Annotated in this window: 16 protein-coding genes; 6 read left to right on the top strand and 10 right to left on the bottom strand. The window is 67.6% G+C overall.

The window, feature by feature from the left end:
• Positions 1-22: 22 nt before the first annotated feature.
• Positions 23-1,327 (bottom strand): acetyl-CoA C-acetyltransferase, encoded by a 1,305-nt coding sequence (locus Q5425_RS39950; protein ID WP_308677612.1) that lies wholly within the window; start codon positions 1,325-1,327, stop codon positions 23-25.
• Positions 1,328-1,421: 94 nt separating this feature from the next.
• Here Q5425_RS39950 and Q5425_RS39945 point away from each other — a divergent pair, with 94 nt between their 5' ends.
• Both Q5425_RS39945 and Q5425_RS39940 read left to right on the top strand, forming a co-directional pair.
• The gene (locus tag Q5425_RS39945) at positions 1,422-2,756 is read left to right on the top strand and encodes a 3-oxoacyl-ACP reductase (RefSeq protein ID WP_308677611.1); all 1,335 of its coding nucleotides are present in this window, start codon (positions 1,422-1,424) and stop codon (positions 2,754-2,756) included.
• Position 2,757: 1 nt separating this feature from the next.
• A complete protein-coding gene (locus Q5425_RS39940; RefSeq protein ID WP_308677610.1) occupies positions 2,758-3,597 on the top strand; it encodes a MaoC/PaaZ C-terminal domain-containing protein in 840 nt (279 codons plus the stop codon).
• Here the strand turns inward: Q5425_RS39940 and Q5425_RS39935 are convergent.
• Positions 3,589-4,245 carry a TetR/AcrR family transcriptional regulator gene (locus Q5425_RS39935; RefSeq protein ID WP_086843734.1) on the bottom strand — a complete coding sequence of 219 codons (657 nt, stop codon included), beginning with the start codon at positions 4,243-4,245 and terminating at the stop codon, positions 3,589-3,591. The genes Q5425_RS39940 and Q5425_RS39935 overlap by 9 nt on opposite strands.
• A 126-nt stretch (positions 4,246-4,371) precedes the next feature.
• Here Q5425_RS39935 and Q5425_RS39930 point away from each other — a divergent pair, with 126 nt between their 5' ends.
• The 3 genes from Q5425_RS39930 to Q5425_RS39920 all read left to right on the top strand — a co-directional run bounded on the left by Q5425_RS39930 (position 4,372) and on the right by Q5425_RS39920 (position 6,899).
• The gene (locus Q5425_RS39930) at positions 4,372-5,028 is read left to right on the top strand and encodes an SCP2 sterol-binding domain-containing protein (RefSeq protein WP_308677903.1); all 657 of its coding nucleotides are present in this window, start codon (positions 4,372-4,374) and stop codon (positions 5,026-5,028) included.
• Between the two features lie 69 nt (positions 5,029-5,097).
• Positions 5,098-5,649 carry an SCP2 sterol-binding domain-containing protein gene (locus Q5425_RS39925; RefSeq protein WP_308677902.1) on the top strand — a complete coding sequence of 184 codons (552 nt, stop codon included), beginning with the start codon at positions 5,098-5,100 and terminating at the stop codon, positions 5,647-5,649.
• 53 nt (positions 5,650-5,702) lie between these two features.
• Positions 5,703-6,899 carry a YDG/SRA domain-containing protein gene (locus tag Q5425_RS39920; protein WP_308677609.1) on the top strand — a complete coding sequence of 399 codons (1,197 nt, stop codon included), beginning with the start codon at positions 5,703-5,705 and terminating at the stop codon, positions 6,897-6,899.
• Here the strand turns inward: Q5425_RS39920 and Q5425_RS39915 are convergent, their stop codons facing one another.
• Positions 6,900-7,367, bottom strand: a complete 468-nt coding sequence (locus Q5425_RS39915) for an FxsA family protein (RefSeq protein ID WP_308677608.1) — start codon at positions 7,365-7,367, stop codon at positions 6,900-6,902.
• Between the two features lie 68 nt (positions 7,368-7,435).
• On the opposite strand from Q5425_RS39915, the gene Q5425_RS39910 reads away from it, so the two are divergent.
• Complete coding sequence (locus Q5425_RS39910) at positions 7,436-8,794, top strand: hypothetical protein (RefSeq protein WP_308677607.1); 1,359 nt, start codon at positions 7,436-7,438, stop codon at positions 8,792-8,794.
• Here the strand turns inward: Q5425_RS39910 and Q5425_RS39905 are convergent.
• The 7 genes from Q5425_RS39905 to pdhA form a co-directional block, all read right to left on the bottom strand.
• Positions 8,791-10,737, bottom strand: coding sequence for an ABC transporter ATP-binding protein (locus Q5425_RS39905; RefSeq protein WP_308677606.1), 1,947 nt, complete (start codon positions 10,735-10,737; stop codon positions 8,791-8,793). The two genes, Q5425_RS39910 and Q5425_RS39905, sit on opposite strands and share 4 nt — an antisense overlap.
• Positions 10,738-10,757: 20 nt before the next feature.
• A complete protein-coding gene (locus tag Q5425_RS39900) occupies positions 10,758-11,348 on the bottom strand; it encodes a TetR family transcriptional regulator (protein WP_308677901.1) in 591 nt (196 codons plus the stop codon).
• Positions 11,349-11,738: 390 nt separating this feature from the next.
• Positions 11,739-12,014, bottom strand: coding sequence for a hypothetical protein (locus Q5425_RS39895; RefSeq protein WP_308677605.1), 276 nt, complete (start codon positions 12,012-12,014; stop codon positions 11,739-11,741).
• A 21-nt stretch (positions 12,015-12,035) separates the two neighbouring features.
• Positions 12,036-13,610, bottom strand: a complete 1,575-nt coding sequence (locus tag Q5425_RS39890) for a hypothetical protein (protein ID WP_308677604.1) — start codon at positions 13,608-13,610, stop codon at positions 12,036-12,038.
• A 228-nt stretch (positions 13,611-13,838) separates the two neighbouring features.
• On the bottom strand, positions 13,839-15,143 hold the full coding sequence (locus tag Q5425_RS39885) for a dihydrolipoamide acetyltransferase family protein (protein ID WP_308677603.1): 1,305 nt from the start codon (positions 15,141-15,143) through the stop codon (positions 13,839-13,841).
• A gap of 16 nt (positions 15,144-15,159) precedes the next feature.
• Positions 15,160-16,152 carry an alpha-ketoacid dehydrogenase subunit beta gene (locus Q5425_RS39880; RefSeq protein WP_308677602.1) on the bottom strand — a complete coding sequence of 331 codons (993 nt, stop codon included), beginning with the start codon at positions 16,150-16,152 and terminating at the stop codon, positions 15,160-15,162.
• Positions 16,152-17,357, bottom strand: a complete 1,206-nt coding sequence (gene pdhA / locus Q5425_RS39875) for a pyruvate dehydrogenase (acetyl-transferring) E1 component subunit alpha (protein ID WP_308677601.1) — start codon at positions 17,355-17,357, stop codon at positions 16,152-16,154. The genes Q5425_RS39880 and pdhA overlap by 1 nt, the downstream gene beginning before the upstream one ends.
• Positions 17,358-17,361: the final 4 nt, after the last annotated feature.

Below are 17,361 nucleotides of genomic sequence, written 5' to 3'. Positions count from 1 at the left end.
GGCGGCACTTTCGGTACGAAAGTTACTTCTCCAGGATCGCGGTGACACCCTGGCCGCCGGCCGCGCAGATCGAGATCAGGCCGCGGCCGGACCCCTTCTCGTGCAGCAGCTTCGCCAGCGTCGCGACGATCCGGCCGCCGGTCGCGGCGAACGGGTGCCCGGCCGCCAGCGACGAGCCGTTGACGTTGAGCTTCGCCCGGTCGATCGACCCGAGCGGGGCGTCCAGCTCCAGCTTCTCCTTGGCGAACGCCGGGTCCTCCCACGCCTTGAGCGTGGCCAGCACCTGCGACGCGAACGCCTCGTGGATCTCGTAGAAGTCGAAGTCCTGGAGCGAAAGCCCGGCGCGCGCGAGCATCCGCGGCACGGCGTAGGCCGGCGCCATCAGCAGGCCCTCGTCGCCGTGGACGTAGTCGACGGCCGCGGTCTGCGAGAACGTCAGGTAGGCCAGCACCGGCAGCTTGTGCGCCTTCGCCCACTCGTCGGTGGCCAGCAGGACCGTCGACGCGCCGTCGGTCAGCGGCGTCGAGTTGCCCGCCGTCATCGTCCCGTCCGGGCCGCCGAAGGCCGGCTTGAGCTTGGCGAGCTTCTCCGCGGTCGAGTCCGGGCGCAAATTCTGGTCGCGCGCGAGCTTGAGGAACGGCGTCACGAGGTCGTCGAAGAACCCGCGGTCGTAGGCGGCGGCGAGCTTCTGGTGGCTGCTCGCGGCCAGCTCGTCCTGGGCCTCGCGGGTGATCTCCCAGACCTTCGCCGTCAGCGCCGCGTGCTCGCCCATCGACAGGCCGGTGCGCGGCTCCTCGTTGCGCGGGATCGCCGGGACGATGTGCCCGGGCCGGATCTTCGCGACGAGCTTGAGCCGGTCGCCGAGCGTTTTGGCGGCGTTGAGCTGGATGAGGATCTGGCGCAGGTCCTCGTTGACGGCGAGCGGGGCGTCGCTGGTGGTGTCGACGCCGCCGGCGATCGCCGAGTCGAGCTGGCCGAGCGCGATCTTGTTGGCGACGTTGACGATCGCCTGCAGGCCGGTGCCGCACGCCATCTGGACGTCGGACGCGGGCGTGGCCGGCGAAAGCTTGCTGCCCAGCACGCTCTCGCGGGCCAGGTTGAAGTCCTTGGAGTGCTTGAGCACGGCGCCGGCGGCGACCTCGCCGATCACTTCGCCCTGCAGTGAGAAGCGGCTGACCAGGCCGTCGAGCGCGGCGGTGAACATGTCCTGGTTCGACGCCTTCGCGTATGGACCGTTGGACCGCGCGAACGGGATCCGGTTGCCCCCGATGATCGCGACCTTGCGTACAGCTGGCGCCTGCTTTGAATGTCGCAGCTTCGGCGGCATGACATTCCACCTCTCTGGTCGTGTCTCTCACACTGTAACCTACTAGCGAGTAGGTTAGACTGCGACGTGACGCAGACTGCACGGGAGGCATCCGATGGCTGACAGGTACCAGCAGTTCACGAAAAGCCCGGTGGGGAAGTTCGTGGTGCCGAAGCTCGGCTTGCCCAATCCCGCGACGCTGCGCCGGTACCAGCCCGGCCAATCCGCCCTCGAGGGTCCCGCACTTCTCGGCGCCGCGCCCGGCGGACGGCTGGAGAAGACCCTGCGCGACCAGCTCGCCGACGCGGGCATCGAGGTGCTCACCACGGCCGCCGACCGGCACGCGGCACTGGTGTTCGACGCCACCGGCGTCACCGACCCCGCGCGCCTGCGCGAGGTCTACGACTTCTTCCACCCGGTGATCCGCAGCGTCGGCCCGTCCGGCCGGGTCGTCGTGCTCGGCACCCCGCCGGAGCAGGTCGAGGGCCGCGAGCGGATCGCGCAGCGCGCCCTCGAGGGCTTCATCCGTTCCGTCGGCAAGGAGCTGAAGCGCGGCGCGACCGCTCAGCTCGTGTACGTCGCCGACGGCGCCGAAGAGGCCACGGACTCGACGCTGCGCTTCCTGCTGTCGGCGAAGTCGGCGTTCGTCGACGCGCAGGTGATCCGGATCGGCACCGAGGGCAAGACGGCTTCTCCGCCCGCGAGCTGGGAGAAGCCCCTCGACGGCAAGGTCGCGCTGGTCACCGGCGCGTCCCGCGGCATCGGCGCGGCGATCGCCGAGGTGCTGGCCCGCGACGGCGCGCACGTCGTCGCGCTCGACATCCCCGCCCAGGGCGGTGACCTCTCGAAGGTGGCGAACAAGGTCGGCGGGTCGTCGCTGCAGCTCGACATCACTTCGCCGAGCGCGCCCGCGAAGCTCGCGGAGTACCTGAAGGAGCGCCACGGCGGCGTCGACATCGTCGTGCACAACGCAGGCATCACCCGCGACAAGACGCTCGGGAACATGAGCGAGAGCGCGTGGGACTCGGTGATCGCCGTCAACCTCGCCTCGCAGCTCGCGGTGAACGACAAGCTCCTCGCCGACAAGGTGCTCAACGAGAACGGCCGCATCATCGGCGTCTCGTCGATCGCGGGCATTGCCGGCAACGTCGGCCAGACGAACTACGCGACGTCGAAGGCGGGCGTGATCGGCATGGTGAACGTCGGCGCCCCGCAGCTGGCGGCGTACGGCGGCACGATCAACGCCGTCGCACCCGGGTTCATCGAGACCAAGATGACGGCCGCGGTGCCGCTGTTCATCCGCGAAGCCGGGCGGCGGCTGTCCAGCCTCGGCCAAGGCGGCCTGCCGGTCGACGTCGCCGAGACGATCGCCTGGTACGCGAACCCGGCGTCGGCCGCGGTGAACGGCAACGTGGTCCGCGTCTGCGGCCAGGCCCTGCTGGGGGCGTGACGTGGCGATCCGCGAACTCGACAGCACGCCGAGCCTGGCGACGCTGTACCCGAAGGCGCTGCTCGGCGGGGTGATCCGGAAGCCGTCCGGCTCTTCGCTGCCGGACACCGAGCTGGTGCGCACGGGTGTCGTCGTCGACCCGGCCCACCTGGCGGCGTACAACACGGTGTGCGGCTTCCGGCTGAGCGACGAGCTGCCGGCGACGTACCCGCACATGCTGGCCTTCCCGCTGCAGATGGCGCTGATGACCGAGCCGGGCTTCCCGTTCCCGCTGCTCGGCATGGTCCACGTGGCGAACCGGATCACCCAGCACCGCGCGCTGCGCGTCGGCGAGCCGCTGACCGTGCGCGTGCGGGCGGAGAACCTGCGTCCGCACGAGAAGGGACGTCAGTTCGACGTCATCAGCGAAGCTTGGGCCGGCGATCACCTCGTCTGGGCCGACGTCAGCACGTACCTGCGACGCGGCTCGGGCTCGGGCTCTTCGCGGCGAGAGCAGCTGGCGCCGCCGACCCCGGACGCGATCTGGCGGATCCCGGGCGACATCGGGCGGCGCTACGCGGAGGTCTCGGGCGACCGCAACCCGATCCACCTGCACGCGCTGACGGCGCGGCTGTTCGGCTTCCCGGCGGCGATCGCCCACGGCATGTGGACGAAGGCCCACGCGCTGGCCGCGTTCGAGGGCCGGCTGCCGGAGGCGTTCACGGTGGACGTCCGCTTCAAGCAGCCGGTGCTGCTGCCGGCGAAGGTGGGCTTCACGTCGTGGTCGGTGGACGACGGCTGGGCCTTCGAGCTGTGGAGCAAGTCGAAGCCGCACATCGAGGGGACGATCAGCTCACTCTGACGGCTTCCAGACGGCGCCCTCGATGAGGTCGTTGAAGCCCAGCCAGACGAGGTTCATCATCCAGGAGGCCAGGACGCCGTCGGAGATGTCGGGGTGGTCGAGCGCCCAGTCGGCCAGGGACTCGGCTCCCCCGACCAGGGACGCGGCCAGGCCTTCGCCGGAGAACTCGGCCTGCTCGCCGACGCCCTTGCGGGTGCCGGCGGACACCACGAGCGCGGCGACGAGCTGGATCGCGCGCGCCCGCATGTCGGTGATCTCCGCGGCGAAGGCCCCGCCGACGGTGAGGGCCTGGCGGTGCAGGACCGTCCACGACTCGCGGTACTCGGCGACGAAGCGGTAGAAGGACCGCAGGCCGTGCCAGAGCTGCATGTCGGGTGGCAAGTCGGGCTGCACACCGGCCTGGATGGCCTCGAGCAGGCGCGTCGCCTCGCGGCGGATGCACGCGCCGAAGAGGTCCTCTTTGGAGCCGAGGTAGGTGTAGATCATCGGCTTCGAGACCCCGGCGACGTCGGAGATCTCGTCCATCGACGCGGCGTGGTAGCCGTGGCGCGAGAAGACCTGGACGGCCGCGTCCAGGATCTGCCGCTCGCGCACCGCACGCGGCAGCCGCCTGGCCCGTTCGGGCGGACGCTGATCTTCCTCTGACACGCTCGACCTCCTTGTTGCTGCCCGGAGACGGTACCGGGAGACGACCCGGGAGGGTGATTTCGGCACGCTTGCCCGCCTACCTACTGGCAAGTAGTATTACCCTCGAGTAACCTGAGAGGGGTGAGCATGGCCGAAAACGCCGGGATGACCAGCGCCGATCGGATCGCGGACCTCCGTGGGGCGGCGCTGCTCGACGCACTCGAGCGGCTCGACCCGCTGAGCCCCGAGGCCCACGCCCTCGACGTCAACGAGCTCGATCTCGACCCCGGCGACCTCCGCAAGGACGACTTCCGCCGCCTGTTGAAGGCGCTCCTGAGGCTGGCGGAGCGCGCCCCGGCGTTCGACCTGAGCAAGGTCGAGCCGGCCCGCTTCGCGTCCCTGGTGGCATCGGCGTCGCGCGCGCAGCTGGAGAGCGTCGTCGCGGACAGGTCGTTGCGCGAGCGAGTGCTGGACGAGATCTTCGCCCGCATGGGCGCGCACATCCGCCCCGACCGAGCCCGCGACCTGCACGCGGTGGTCCACTGGCGCCTGTCGGGCGGAACCGGCGAAGGCGGCTTCGACCGCTACGAGACGGCAATCGCGCACGGAGCGTGCACGGTGAGCCGCGAGCTGAAAGGGCGCCCCCGGGTGACGATCACAATCGCCCCGGCCGACTTCTTCCGCCTCGTCACCCACCAGGCAACACCGGCGGTGTTGTTCGTCACGGGAAGAATCAAAGTCAAAGGCGACTTGGCGTTCGCGGCCGGCTTGATCGGTTTCTTCGACCTGCCGCACCCCGTATAGTCCGGCCCCGTGCCCCGAAACGCAAAATGGCGCCTCCCCCGCCCCCATCGTACCCGCGGCGGCCACGTGGTGAACGCGTTCGCGGAGAAGCTGGTCATCGCCAACCTGACCCCCGCGCAGTTCACCCAGGTCCTGGAAACCGTGCACATGCTGGGCGAAGCCGGCGCGGGCATCGAGCTGAGCTCGTTGTCGACGGACGTACTGGTGGACGTGGTCCGCCGAGCTTCGCGTGAGCAGCTGAAGGCGATCGCGGACCACCCGCAGCTGCGTCCGGTGTTTTTGGACGAGATATTTCGCAGAATGTCGGAGCACTTCTCACCGGACCGAGCACGCCACGTGGATTGTGTGATTTCCTGGCGCTTTTCGGAGGGTTCAGGCGAGGACGGATACGACCGTTTCCAGACGGTGATCGAGGACGGGGTGTGCGTGTCTTCGCCGGACCTGTCCCGAACTCCGGACACGACGATCACGCTGTCGGTGGACGACTTCATCCGGATGGCCACGGGCAACGCAGCGGTAGCGGCGATGTTCGTGACGGGGAGAGTGAAGGTGAAGGGCGAGTACGCACCGGCGGTACGGTTCTCCAGCTACTTCGACATCCCCAAGCCATCCGTGGACTAGCTGTCGCAGCTTGGTGACACCAAACTGTCGGTGTCCACCTTTAGGGTGGATCCATGAGCCTCGCCGACGTGGACCAAGAGCACGTCCTCAAAGCCATCGCCGAGTTCGACGACCTCGGTCGTGAAGCGTTCCTCGGCAAGTACGGCTTCGGTCAGTCGCGTCGGTATGTCGTGCTCTACGAGGGCAAGCAATACGACTCGAAGGCACTTCTAGGCGCGTCGCACGGGTACGCGACAGGCCGAGCGCTCACGGCGGCAGAGTTCAGCGGCGGGTTGCAAACGGTCGTAGCGCGGTTGACTGCCTTGGGCTTTGACTTCCGAGACCTCAACATCATGTCCGCCGCTGGCGCTGCGCAGGGCATTGGTGAGATTCCCGGTTACCCGGAAGGTGCGGTGTTCGCCAGCCGAGCTGAAGTAGCGGCGAGCGGGGTCCACCGCGCGCTCCAAGCGGGCATCGTCGGGACCGGCAAAACGGGGGCGGAGTCGATCGTGTCGTCAGGTGGTTACGAGGACGACGATGATCACGGACACGAGTTGTTGTACACGGGCCACGGAGGTCGGGATAGCCGTGGTCGGCAGGTCGAGGATCAGACCTTCGAAGCCCCGGGAAACGCTGCCTTGCGAACGAGCTGGTTGACCGGTGCTCCAGTTCGGGTGGTGCGCGGCGCGGATCGGAAGTCGCCGCACGCGCCCGATTCGGGTTACCGCTACGACGGTCTGTTTCGCGTTGACGACGCGGCAATGGTGTCCGGCCAGGGCGGCCACCAGATCTGTCGGTTCCGCATGGTGAAGATGAGCGTGGGTGTGGACGTCACCTTCGCCCGGCAAGACGTCTTGTTGCCAGGTGAACAGCACCACGCTGTGGCCCCGCTCGGCAACGCACAGCCCGAACGCAAGCAGGTCGTGACGCAACGGACTGTCCGCTCGACCGACGTTGTCGAGTACGTGAAGAAGATGTACGACCACACCTGTCAGATCTGCGGTACCCGCCTGGTGGTCGGCGACGGCGCGGGGTACTCAGAAGGCGCGCACATCAAGGCACTGGGTGGTCTCCACCACGGCCCGGACCTCGCGCCCAACGTGCTCTGCCTTTGCCCCAACTGCCACGTGCAATTCGACCGCGGGGCGATTTTCATCGCCCCGGACCTAACGATCGTTCGCCACGGGCAGCCGGCGGGGATGTTGACCGTGGAGGAATCGCACAACCTCGGACGCGAGTTCCTCGAGTACCACCGCGGCGTCCACTCGTGATCAGTTCTCCACGATCCGACCCTCGATCACCGTGGGCTGGTCCCGTCGTGGCTGCTCTGAGTCGACGACCTCGCTGTCCACCACCATCACCGGCCCCCGCCGACGGTTCGCGAACCGCACCGCCCGCTTCTCCATCCGCTTCAACCACAGCCGACGCGCCACCGCGCGCGAAGGCGGCAGGATCAACAGCAGCCCCAGCACGTCGCTGACGAACCCGGGCACCAGGATCAGCACCCCACCCAGCCCGACCAGCATCCCGTCGGTCAGTTCCTTCTCCGCCGGCCGTCCCGAGCGGGCCGCCGAAGTGAACGCTCTCATGGCCTTGCCGCCCTCGCGGCGGGCCAGCCACGACCCCAGGAAGGCGCCGGCCAGCAGGAGGCCCAGCGTGCCGAGCACGCCGACGGCCGAGCCCACCGCCCAGATCGCGGCGATCTCGGCGAAGACGTAAAGCAGGAACGCGACAGCCATACCCGTACAACGAACGACCTGTCCGTTTTGCTCCCGGCCACCCCGGCCGGCGGCTAGGGTCACCCCTCGTGTCCGACTGGCTGCGCTACCTCCTGGTCGCGGTCCTGCTGCTTTTCGCGGTGGTCCTCCTCGTCCACGGACGGAGCCTGAAGCGCAACCGCAGCCCATCCGCTCGCGAGAACGACATCGAGGCCGAAGCCGCGGGAGCTGCTGTGACCCGGCGGCGGCGGATGGCCGCGTCGGTGCTGGGGTGGCTCCTCCTGGCGATGGCGGTCGTGACCACCGCCGCGGCCGGGCTCCTGTGGTTCCTCGGGTGGCCGCGGTTCCCGAAGGCCGGCTCCTTCGACGTGCCGCAGATGCTGGACCTGCTGAAGATTGCCCTATCGGTCGTCGCCGGCTTCGGCGGTGTCGTGCTGCTCGCGGTCAACTACCGGAAGCAGCGGGTCGCCGAAGACGAGCACGATCTCGACGTCGACCGCGCTCAGCGGGAGGTCGAACAGCGGTTCAACGAGCGGCTCTCGTCCGCCGCCGAACAACTCGCGCACGACAGCCCGGCGGTCCGGCTCACCGGCGTGTACGCCCTGGCCGGCTTGGCGGATGACTGGGCGGACAAGCGCCAGGTCTGCGTCGACGTGCTGTGCGGCTACCTCCGGCTGGCCCGCAACTCGGACAAACCCGGCGAGAGCGAAGTGCGGAAGGCTGTGCTGCGCGCCATCCGCGACCGAGTTGTGGAGACCGCGGAACCCTCCTGGCGGGCCCTCGACTTCGACTTCACCGGCCTCGTCTTCGACAACGCGGACTTCGCCGGGCTGAGCTTCGAAGGCGCGGTCGTCTTCGACAACGCCGAGTTCCGGGGCGGCCTGACGTCCTTCGCCCGGACGACGTTCCGCGGCCGCCTGAGCTGCCTGGACACCCGGTTCGCCGCCAAGGAGACCGTTTTCACCAACGTCGTGTTCGAACGTGCGGCCGTCCACTTCGTGGGGGCGGAGTTCGTCGGCGAGGTGCTGGACTTCGCCGACGGCGAGCTGACCGGGCGGACCGTCGGCTTCTACGCTTGCCGCTTCCGGGTCCAGCGGGTGAACTTCGATGATTTCTCGATCTCCGCCGGTACCCTGCGATTCGAAAAGTGTGATTTCGCCGATCTCGAAATCAATCTCTCGGGCCGGAGCTACGAATGGTCCGGTGGCGGCGGAGGGTGGTCGAGAGTGGCCGTCTCGGACGTGCGAATGGTGCGGTGCCGCCTGGACCTGAGCTGGTTGGGTGATCGCCACCGGGTGATCACCATCCAGAACTCGGTGCTCGACACCGTCGCGATCTCTGTCGACACCTCGGAAGACGCCGGTCCGCAGCGGCTGGCCGTGCACAATCTCGAGCTTCGCGGTGGTACTGCGCTACCACCGCAGTACCACCGCAACTCCCTGTTCTAGCTCGGCACCTCGTCCAGGTACGCCTGTGCCTGCAGTGTGAACAGCTCGGCATACCCCGCCTTCGCCGCCATCAGCTCCTCGTGCGTCCCGTACTCCGCGACCTTCCCCTGGTCCAGCAACAGGATCCGCTCCGCCTGCCGCACCGTCGAGAACCGGTGCGAGATGTACAGCGTCGTCCGCCCCTCGGACAGCTCGCGCAGGCGTGCGAACAGGTCGTGCTCGGCCTGCGCGTCCAGCGCCGACGTCGGCTCGTCGAGGATCAAAATCGGTGCCTCCCGCTGGAACGCCCTGGCCAGCGCGATCTTCTGCCACTCGCCGCCGGACAGGCTGACGCCCTGGTCGAACCAGCGTCCGAGCGGGCTGTCGTAGCCGGAAGGCAGCCGCTCGATGCGCTCGTCCGCGCCCGCTCGGCGGGCCGAATCCTCGATGTGGGGACGGTCTTCCAGCCGCGAAAGGTCGCCCAAGCCGATGTTCTCCGCCGCCGTTCCCTGGTACGTCACGTAGTCCTGGAACATCGCGCTGATCCTCTGGCGCAGCTCGTCCGGGTCGTACTCGCGGACGTCGACGCCGTCCAGCAGGATGCGCCCGTCCGTGGGGTCGTACAGCCGGCAGAGCAGCTTGAACAGCGTCGACTTGCCCGCGCCGTTGCGGCCCACCACCGCCACCGTTTCGCCCGGGCGGATCTCGAAGCTGACGTCCTCCAGGGCCGGCTCATCCGATCCCGGGTACGCGAACGTGACCGAGTCGAACTCGATGTGACCGTCCACCCGGGACGGAAATGGACGTGGCGAGGGAGGTGCCGTGATCTCGGGTTTTGTGTCCAGGAACCGGTACAGCGTGTCGAGGTACAGGTTGTTCTCGTACATCCCCGAAAACGCCGTGAACAGCCCGGACACCGACGTCTGCACGGACGTCGCCGCGGCCGTGTACAACGCCAGGTCGCCGAGCGTGAGCCGGCCGCCGACCGCCTCCAGGGCGATGTACAGCGCGATCGCCGAGCCCGCGAGCGTGCTCAGCAGCCCCCAAGACGTCGAACTGATGTTGCGGTTGATCGTCAGTTTCCGCTGCCGTTCGTACGAGACGACCCCCAGCCGGCGGAAGCGGTCGACGAAGTACGGGCCGAGCCCGAACAGCTTCGTCTCCTTCGCGTACGTGTCCGTGGTGACCAGCGAAGACAGGTAATCCATCCGCCGCTTGATCGGTGACATCAGGAACGTCAGCCAGAACGCGCGCGAGCCGTACTTTGACTGCGAGATGAACGCCGGGATCGGCGCCACCAGCGCGACCAGGGCCAGCAGCGGGCTGATCGCGACGAGCAGCGCGATCATGCTGCCGAACGTGATCAGCGTCCGCACGAGCCCCAGCGCGGAGTTCATCATCGACAGCGGCCGCGTCGGCGCTTCCTGCGCGGCTTGGCGCAGCATGTCGTAGGACGCGGACCCCTCGAAGTACGCCAGGTGCAGCTCGCTGGCGTGGGCCATCACCTGGTGGCGGATGGTCAGCGTCATGCGTTCCTGCAGCAGCGTCTGCGCGATCGACGTCAGCGCGCTGCTGATCGCGGTCGCGGCGAGCACCGCGAACTGGAAGAGCGCGACGTGCACGATGTCGGCCGTGGTCCCCTTGCCCTGGATCGCCGCGACGACCGAGTCGAGCAGCAGCTTCGCGATGTACGCGGTCGCAGTCGGCAGGAGCCCCGACAACAGCGTGATCAGCGCCAGGAGGATCGTCAGGACGGGGCTGGCCTGCCACGTCAGCTTCACGACCTTCGGCAGCCCGCGGACCGTGCCCGCCACGGACGTCTTCGCGCGCTTCAGCCGCGAGCGCAGGTCCTTCGGCTGGTCGTCCTGCTTCGGTTCGGGAATGTCGACGGGCCCGGTGAGCCCGCTTTCCGGCACCGTCACGGCGTGCCGGCGCCGGCCGCGCCGAGCCAGCACGAACTCCATGCCGCCCCCACCGCCCGGGATCACTGAGCCTCCACGGCGCCGCGCAGGAAGACGTCGACCACCTGGCGCGTGGTGGGTGCGTCGCTGTCCGCCGCCATCGGGCGGCCGCCGAAGAGCAGGGCCAGGAACAGGGAGGCGAGCTGCTCGGGCGGCAGCCGCAGCCGGTCCTTCTCGGGGGTGAACAGGTCGACCATCGCCCCGCGCATGGCGGCCATCGACTCGCGGCGGCCGCCCTTCCACGAGCTGCGCCGGTCTTTGAGGCGCTGCTCGGGATCGCGCAGCTTGTGCCGTCCGGACGCGTGCAGGGCGCCCATCAGCACGCCCATCCGTTCGAGGTGGGCGCCGAGTGCCTCGGCGGCCTCGACGAGCCGCTCTTCGAGGGGCTGGTCCAGGGGGATGTCGGCGATCGCGTCGAGGACGTGGTCGGGCCGCAGCGCCTCGGCGGTGCAGGCGTCGAAGAGCTCGTCCTTGTCCTTGAACGCGCGGAAGATGGTGCCCTCGCCGATGCCGGCGGCGCGGGCGATCTGGCTGGTCGTGACGCCGGTGCCGTGCTCCATCAGGAGCGGCAGCACCGCGTGCACGATCATGGTGCGCCGGGCTTCGACGCTCATGCCCGGCGCTCTCCGCCGGGTTTCGGGTGCTGGTGTCATGACGTCCAGTATGCGGAGTGAGTGCTCACTCCGTCAAATGGGTAAAGGCTCGCCGTGTCGGAGCTCAGGACTGGCGGTTCTTGCCGTGGCGCCGGTGCGGCGACGCCCCTCGCATAGCGACGAGTGTCGTCACCGAGGAGATCGACGCGCTGCTCGTTGACATCAGGCAGCACATACTGGAGCAACGCCAGGTCCAACTCAGGCTGGTCGAAGACCAAGCCGGCGACACGCCGCCGCGAACCCGCGCCGACCTCGATGAACCCACCTCGACCTCTACGTGGGGAAGATCGTCTTCCGGAAACGCTGAGGGCCATCTCGAACGAGGCGGCCCTCAATGCGTCCTTGATTCAGTCACTCGTCGTCGACGGCGCGAAGAACCAACTCCGTGAAGTGTGGGCGCCACGACTCCGGCACCAGGTTGGGGAGCCGCGCGGCGGATGCGGCGTCGGACGCGACGATGAACGGCTGCCGGGCCGCCGCAGAGAAGATGGCCTTGTCGCCGTCGTCGTCGCTCAACAGCACGCGTTGTGCTTCATCGCTGAACGTGTCCGGGCCAGCCTTGACGGCCAAGTCCAAGATCTCTTCGACTTGGGGTCGCATGAAGTCCATGATGCTCTCTCCGGCCATCGTAGACACCTTTCCGAGATATTAGCGCGAGTAGCGCTCGATGATGTTCTTCTGGAGTACTCGATAACTCTTTTGGAAGCGGAACCTTCGCCCGATCAGCCACACAGTGAGTGCGGTGAGTAGTGCAGCGAGTACGAGCAGCACCTGATGGGAAAAGATCGACGTGAGGATGGGTGAGCACGGAGCGGCCTCAGGGTTGCAAACCCCTCTTTGCACGACTACGCCGAGCAGTGAGTAAAAGGCTGACATGCCGACCGCGAGCAACCCGATTCGGCTCACGAGCGGGATACGCGGCCGGATGTCGTCCTTGAATGCCCGGGAAAACCAGATAGAAGCCAACCCTGGGAGTGCGACGAACAGTGCAGCCACGTCGATGCCCTTGGTGTCATCGATCACGAGCCGGTCCCAGATGAGCCAGTAAAACCAGAAGAAGATGCTGGCGAACAAGGTCAACCACATGACCAGCGCCGTGGTGCCGGGCGGTCGCTCTCGTAGCAGCGTGTAGGCGTAGATCTGGTCACCGACTGTGCTAGGCAAGTTGCGGACGTAGAGATGGGCCACGGGACCGCCGGCTTCGTTCTTGCCTTGGACATCCACGTTGTCGAGCTTGCTGATCGCAGCGTCGAACGTGTCGATCTGTTGGTCCTTCGGCATCGCCAAGGTGCGCTCGTGGGCGAAGCGCTGTTCCAGGAAGAAGGTTCCGGGCGGTGCAGTTTGGGTGAAGTGGTAGCTCGTGCACACGCTGTGCATGGCAAGTGGAATCCTGAATTCATAGGGCTCCTGCCCGACGGCTCGCCTGACCCACTCGTCCACTCTGCGGTAGGGGCTTCGGGGCTGATGGTGGCCGTTCTTGGGTTTCGGCAGGTAGTCAGCCGAGAACCTGGTGCGGTACGAGACGTTGAGGCGCACGGCCTGCCCGGGTCTGCTGGTCAGGTGTAGCCAGATCAGGTGCCTCTTGGCCACGTAGTTGCCGACGTACCTCAACCGCCCCAACACGCCCGGATAAAACGGCACTCCGACCGTCCCCAGTTCACCCACGACCGCCTCTACCCGCTCGGTGGCGGCACCTGCATCCATGGTCGGGAGTTCCAGGTACCGCCGCTTGAGTTCGGCCAGCCGGCCTTCGGTGTAAGAGCCTTTCTCGACCGGCACGAGGTCGACGAGTCCCCAGAAGAAGCGGAGCATAAGACGGGTGCGCTTCTGCCACTCATCGGTGCCGCACAGGTACAGCTTCCCGCCGGAGGAGTCTTCGACGCAGAAGTTGTTCATCAAGCGCCCTTTTCGGACTATGAAGATCGGTACCACGAGTATTGGATTCATCTCGTTGAACGCACTAATGAACTTCGGGTCGCTCATCAAGGTGTTACCCGGCAGTGCTTGTATGAGGGTCGGCAAGTGCCAGTCGATCGCCAGTTGTCTTCGGCACTCGCCGTGATCGATTTCCACATTTTCGGACACTCGGGCAAAGGGACGATCTTCGCCGTTGATCATGGAGAGTGCCAGTGCTGTGGAATACGCCTTGGCGATGCGTTGTACCTGCTCCTTGTCGGGCTGGTTGCCCTCGAGAAGACTGTCGACATTCAGTTCCACGCTCATGGGGGCAACCTCTCGTTTGAAGTCCGGCATTGCTTCGGACTGTCGCGAGAGTGAAGGTCGCTGTTACGTTGAGTGACCTCTTGCCAGTCTGGTAACCTGAACTGTCAATGTGTAACTTATTGTTGCCGTCCAGATTTCGACTCGCGGCTGAATTGCGCCCGTAAGGAGTCTAAAGCGTGACATAGGGCGTTTCGGTATTGGAATACCGAAACGCCCTATGTCAGTGCGTCAGTACGTCATCGCCATCGCCGGGTCGGCCAGAAGGGCGCCGACGTCGGCTAGGAACTCCGAGCCCTGCTGGCCGTCGACCACGCGGTGGTCGAAGCTCAGCGACAGCTGGAGGACCTTGCGGACCTTGATCTCGCCGTCCACCACCCACGGCTGGTCCTTGATCGCGCCGAGGCACAGGATCGCGGATTCGCCCGGGTTGATGATCGGCGTGCCGGTGTCGACGCCGAACACGCCCACGTTCGTGATGGTGATCGTGCCGTTCGCCATGTCCGCCGGCGACGTCTTGCCCTCGCGGGCGACCTCGGTCAGCGTCGTCAGCGCCTGCGCCAGCTCCTTGAGCGACAGCGAGTCGGCGTCGCGGACCTTGGGCACGATCAGCCCGCGCGGCGTGGCCGCGGCGATCCCGAGGTGCACGTAGTCCTTGTAGACGATCTCCTGCGCCTGCTCGTCCCAGACCGCGTTGATGTCCGGGGTCCGCTTCGCCGCCAGGCACACGGCCTTCGCGGCGAACGTCAGCGGCGTGACCTTGACCCCGGCGAACTCCCGCGACTTCTTGAGCTTCTCGCGGAACTCCATCATCGGCGTGACGTCGATGGTCAGGAACTCCGTGACGTGCGGAGCGGTGTACGCGCTCTGCACCATCGCCGCCGCGGTCATCTTCCGGACACCCTTGATCGGCACGCGCCGCTCGCGGGTTCCGCTGTCCACAGTGGACGCGACGACCGGAGTCCCGTTGGCGGCGCGCTCGACGTCTTCACGCGTGATGACGCCGCCGTCCGCGGTGCCGGTCAGCGTGTGCAGGTCGACGCCGAGCTCCTTCGCGAGCTTCCGCACCGGCGGCTTCGCGAGCGGGACGTACCCACCGCGCGGAGCCACCGGAGCAGGAGCGACAGGGGCAGCAACAGCAGCCACCGGAGCGGGTTCAGCGCCCCTCCGCGCCCGCCGCTGCGTGACGACGGCCTTGGAGCCGTAGCCGACCAGCGGCTTCATCTCCTCTTCCTCGGCCGGCGCCGGGGCAGGAGCAGCGGGAGCGGCAGCCGGAGCCGCGGCGCCGCCGGGATCGACGTCGATCGTGAGGATCGGCGTGCCGACCTCCACCGTCTGCCCCGGCTCGACGTGCAGTTCCGTGACGACCCCGGCCCACGGGATCGGCAGCTCGACGGCGGCCTTCGCGGTCTCGATCTCGACCACGATCTGGTTCACCGTCACGGCGTCGCCCGGCTTCACGTGCCAGGACAGGATGTCGGCTTCGGTCAGCCCCTCCGCCGTGTCGGCCAGGGGAAATTGTTTGTACGTGGGCATAACGCGGAAATCCCCCTTACCAGGCGAGTGAGCGGTCGACGGCGTGCAGCACCCGGTCCAGGTCGGGGAGGTAGTGCTCCTCGAGCTTGGCCGGCGGGTACGGCGTGTCGAACCCGGTCACCCGGAGGACGGGCGCTTCCAGCGAGTAGAAGCACTCCTGCTGGACGCGCGCGGCGATTTCCGACGTCAGCGACGACTCCGACGGCGCTTCCGACAGCGCGATCAGCCGCCCGGTCTTGCGCACCGACTCGAACACCGGCCCGAGGTCCAGCGGCGAGAGGGTGCGCAGGTCGATGACCTCGAGGGACTTGCCTTCATCCGCGGCCGCGGCGGCTGCGTCGAGGGCGACCTTCACCGATGGGCCGTACGCGACGACCGTCGCCGTCGTGCCTTCGCGGACGACCTGCGAGGAGAACACCGGCGACGGCGTCCCGGCCACGTCGATCTCCGCGCGCAGCGCACCCGAGTGGTACAGCCGCTTCGGCTCGAAGAACAGGACCGGGTCGTCCGACTTGATCGCCTGCTGGATGCCCCAGTAGGCGTCGGCGGCGTTCGAGATCGACACGACCTTCAGGCCCGGGATGTGCGCGAACAGCGACTCCGGCGACTCCGAGTGGTGCTCGACCGCGCCGATCCCGCCGCCGAACGGCACCCGGATCACGACGGGCATCTTGATCTTGCCCTGCGTCCGGTAGTGCAGCTTCGCCAGCTGCGAGGAAATCTGGTCGAAGCCCGGGAAGATGAAGCCCTCGAACTGGATTTCGCACACCGGCCGGAAGCCGCGCACGGCCAGGCCGACCGCGGTGCCGATGATGCCCGACTCCGCGAGCGGCGTGTCCAGCACGCGCTGCTCGCCGAAGTCCTTCTGCAGGCCGTCGGTGATCCGGAAGACGCCGCCGAGCTTGCCGACGTCCTCACCCATGATCAGGACCTTGGGGTCTTCTTCCATCGCGCGGCGCAGGCCGAGGTTGAGCGCCTTGCCGATGGTGAGTTTCTGGAGGTCGGACATCAGTGCTCACCCGCCGATACGAAGCCGTCGAGGTAGGACAGGAACTCTTCGCGCTGCGCGTCCAGCACCGGGTTGCCCTCGGCGTAGACGTTGCTGAAGATCCGCTCCGGCGGTGGCTCCGGCATGTTGAACGTGTACTCGCGCAGGTCGGCGGCGAAGGCGTCGGCGTCGGCCTGGACGCTGTCGAAGAAGTCGTGGTCGGCGTAGCCGTTGCGAGCGAGGTACGCGCGGACGCGCTCGATCGGGTCCTTGAGCTTCCACTCCTCCAGCTCGTCGGAGAGGCGGTAGCGGCTGGGGTCGTCGGTCGTCGTGTGCGCGTCCATCCGGTAGGTGAACGCCTCGATCAGCACCGGGCCGTTGCCGTGCCGGCACTCGTCGAGCGCCCAGCGCGACACCGCGAGGCAGGCGAGGACGTCGTTGCCGTCGACGCGGATGCCGGGGAAGCCGTAGCCGCGGGCGCGCTGGTACAGCGGCAGGCGCGACTGGCGCTCGGTCGGCTCGGAGATCGCCCACTGGTTGTTCTGACAGAAGAAGACCAGCGGCGCGTCGTAGACCGCGGCCCAGACGAATCCTTCGTGGACATCGCCCTGCGAAGTGGCGCCGTCACCGAAGTAGCAGATGGTCGCTTCGCCGTCGTCGTCGCCGACCTTGCCCTCGAACTTCTGCCCCATCGCGTAGCCGGCGGCGTTGAGCACCTGGTTGCCGATCACGATGGTGTACGGGTGGAAACCGTGCTGCCGGTAGTCCCAGCCGCTGTGGTCGGTGCACCGGAAGATGCCCAGCAGGTCCTTCATGTCGACCCCGCGCGCGTACGCGACGCCGTGCTCGCGGTAGCTGGGGAACGCCATGTCGTTCGCCTTGAGGGCGCGGCCGGAGCCGATCTGCGCGGCCTCCTGGCCGAGCAGCGGGACCCAGATGCCGAGCTGGCCCTGGCGCTGCATGGCGTTCGCTTCGCGGTCGGCCCGCCGGACCAGCACCATGTCGCGGTAGAGGCCGCAAAGTGCTTCGGCGTCGACGTCCTCGACGTACTTGTCGAACTGGGGCGAGGGCACCCGTTCGCCTTCGGGGGTGAGCAGCTGGGTGAGCTCAGCGCCCCCTTCGCTGGTCGCTCGCAATCCGGCGATCACCTGTTCGGGAGAGGGCTGGGCCGCGACCGCGGCGGGGCCGTCTCCAGGCTCCGGGTGCGTCCACTGTTCGGACGGCATGCGC

Source organism: Amycolatopsis sp. A133 (assembly GCF_031082405.1).
In the GTDB taxonomy this organism is placed as follows: domain Bacteria; phylum Actinomycetota; class Actinomycetes; order Mycobacteriales; family Pseudonocardiaceae; genus Amycolatopsis.
The sequence above is the reverse complement of the archived record's forward strand: the minus strand, read 5'-3'. Positions and strand labels throughout refer to the sequence as shown.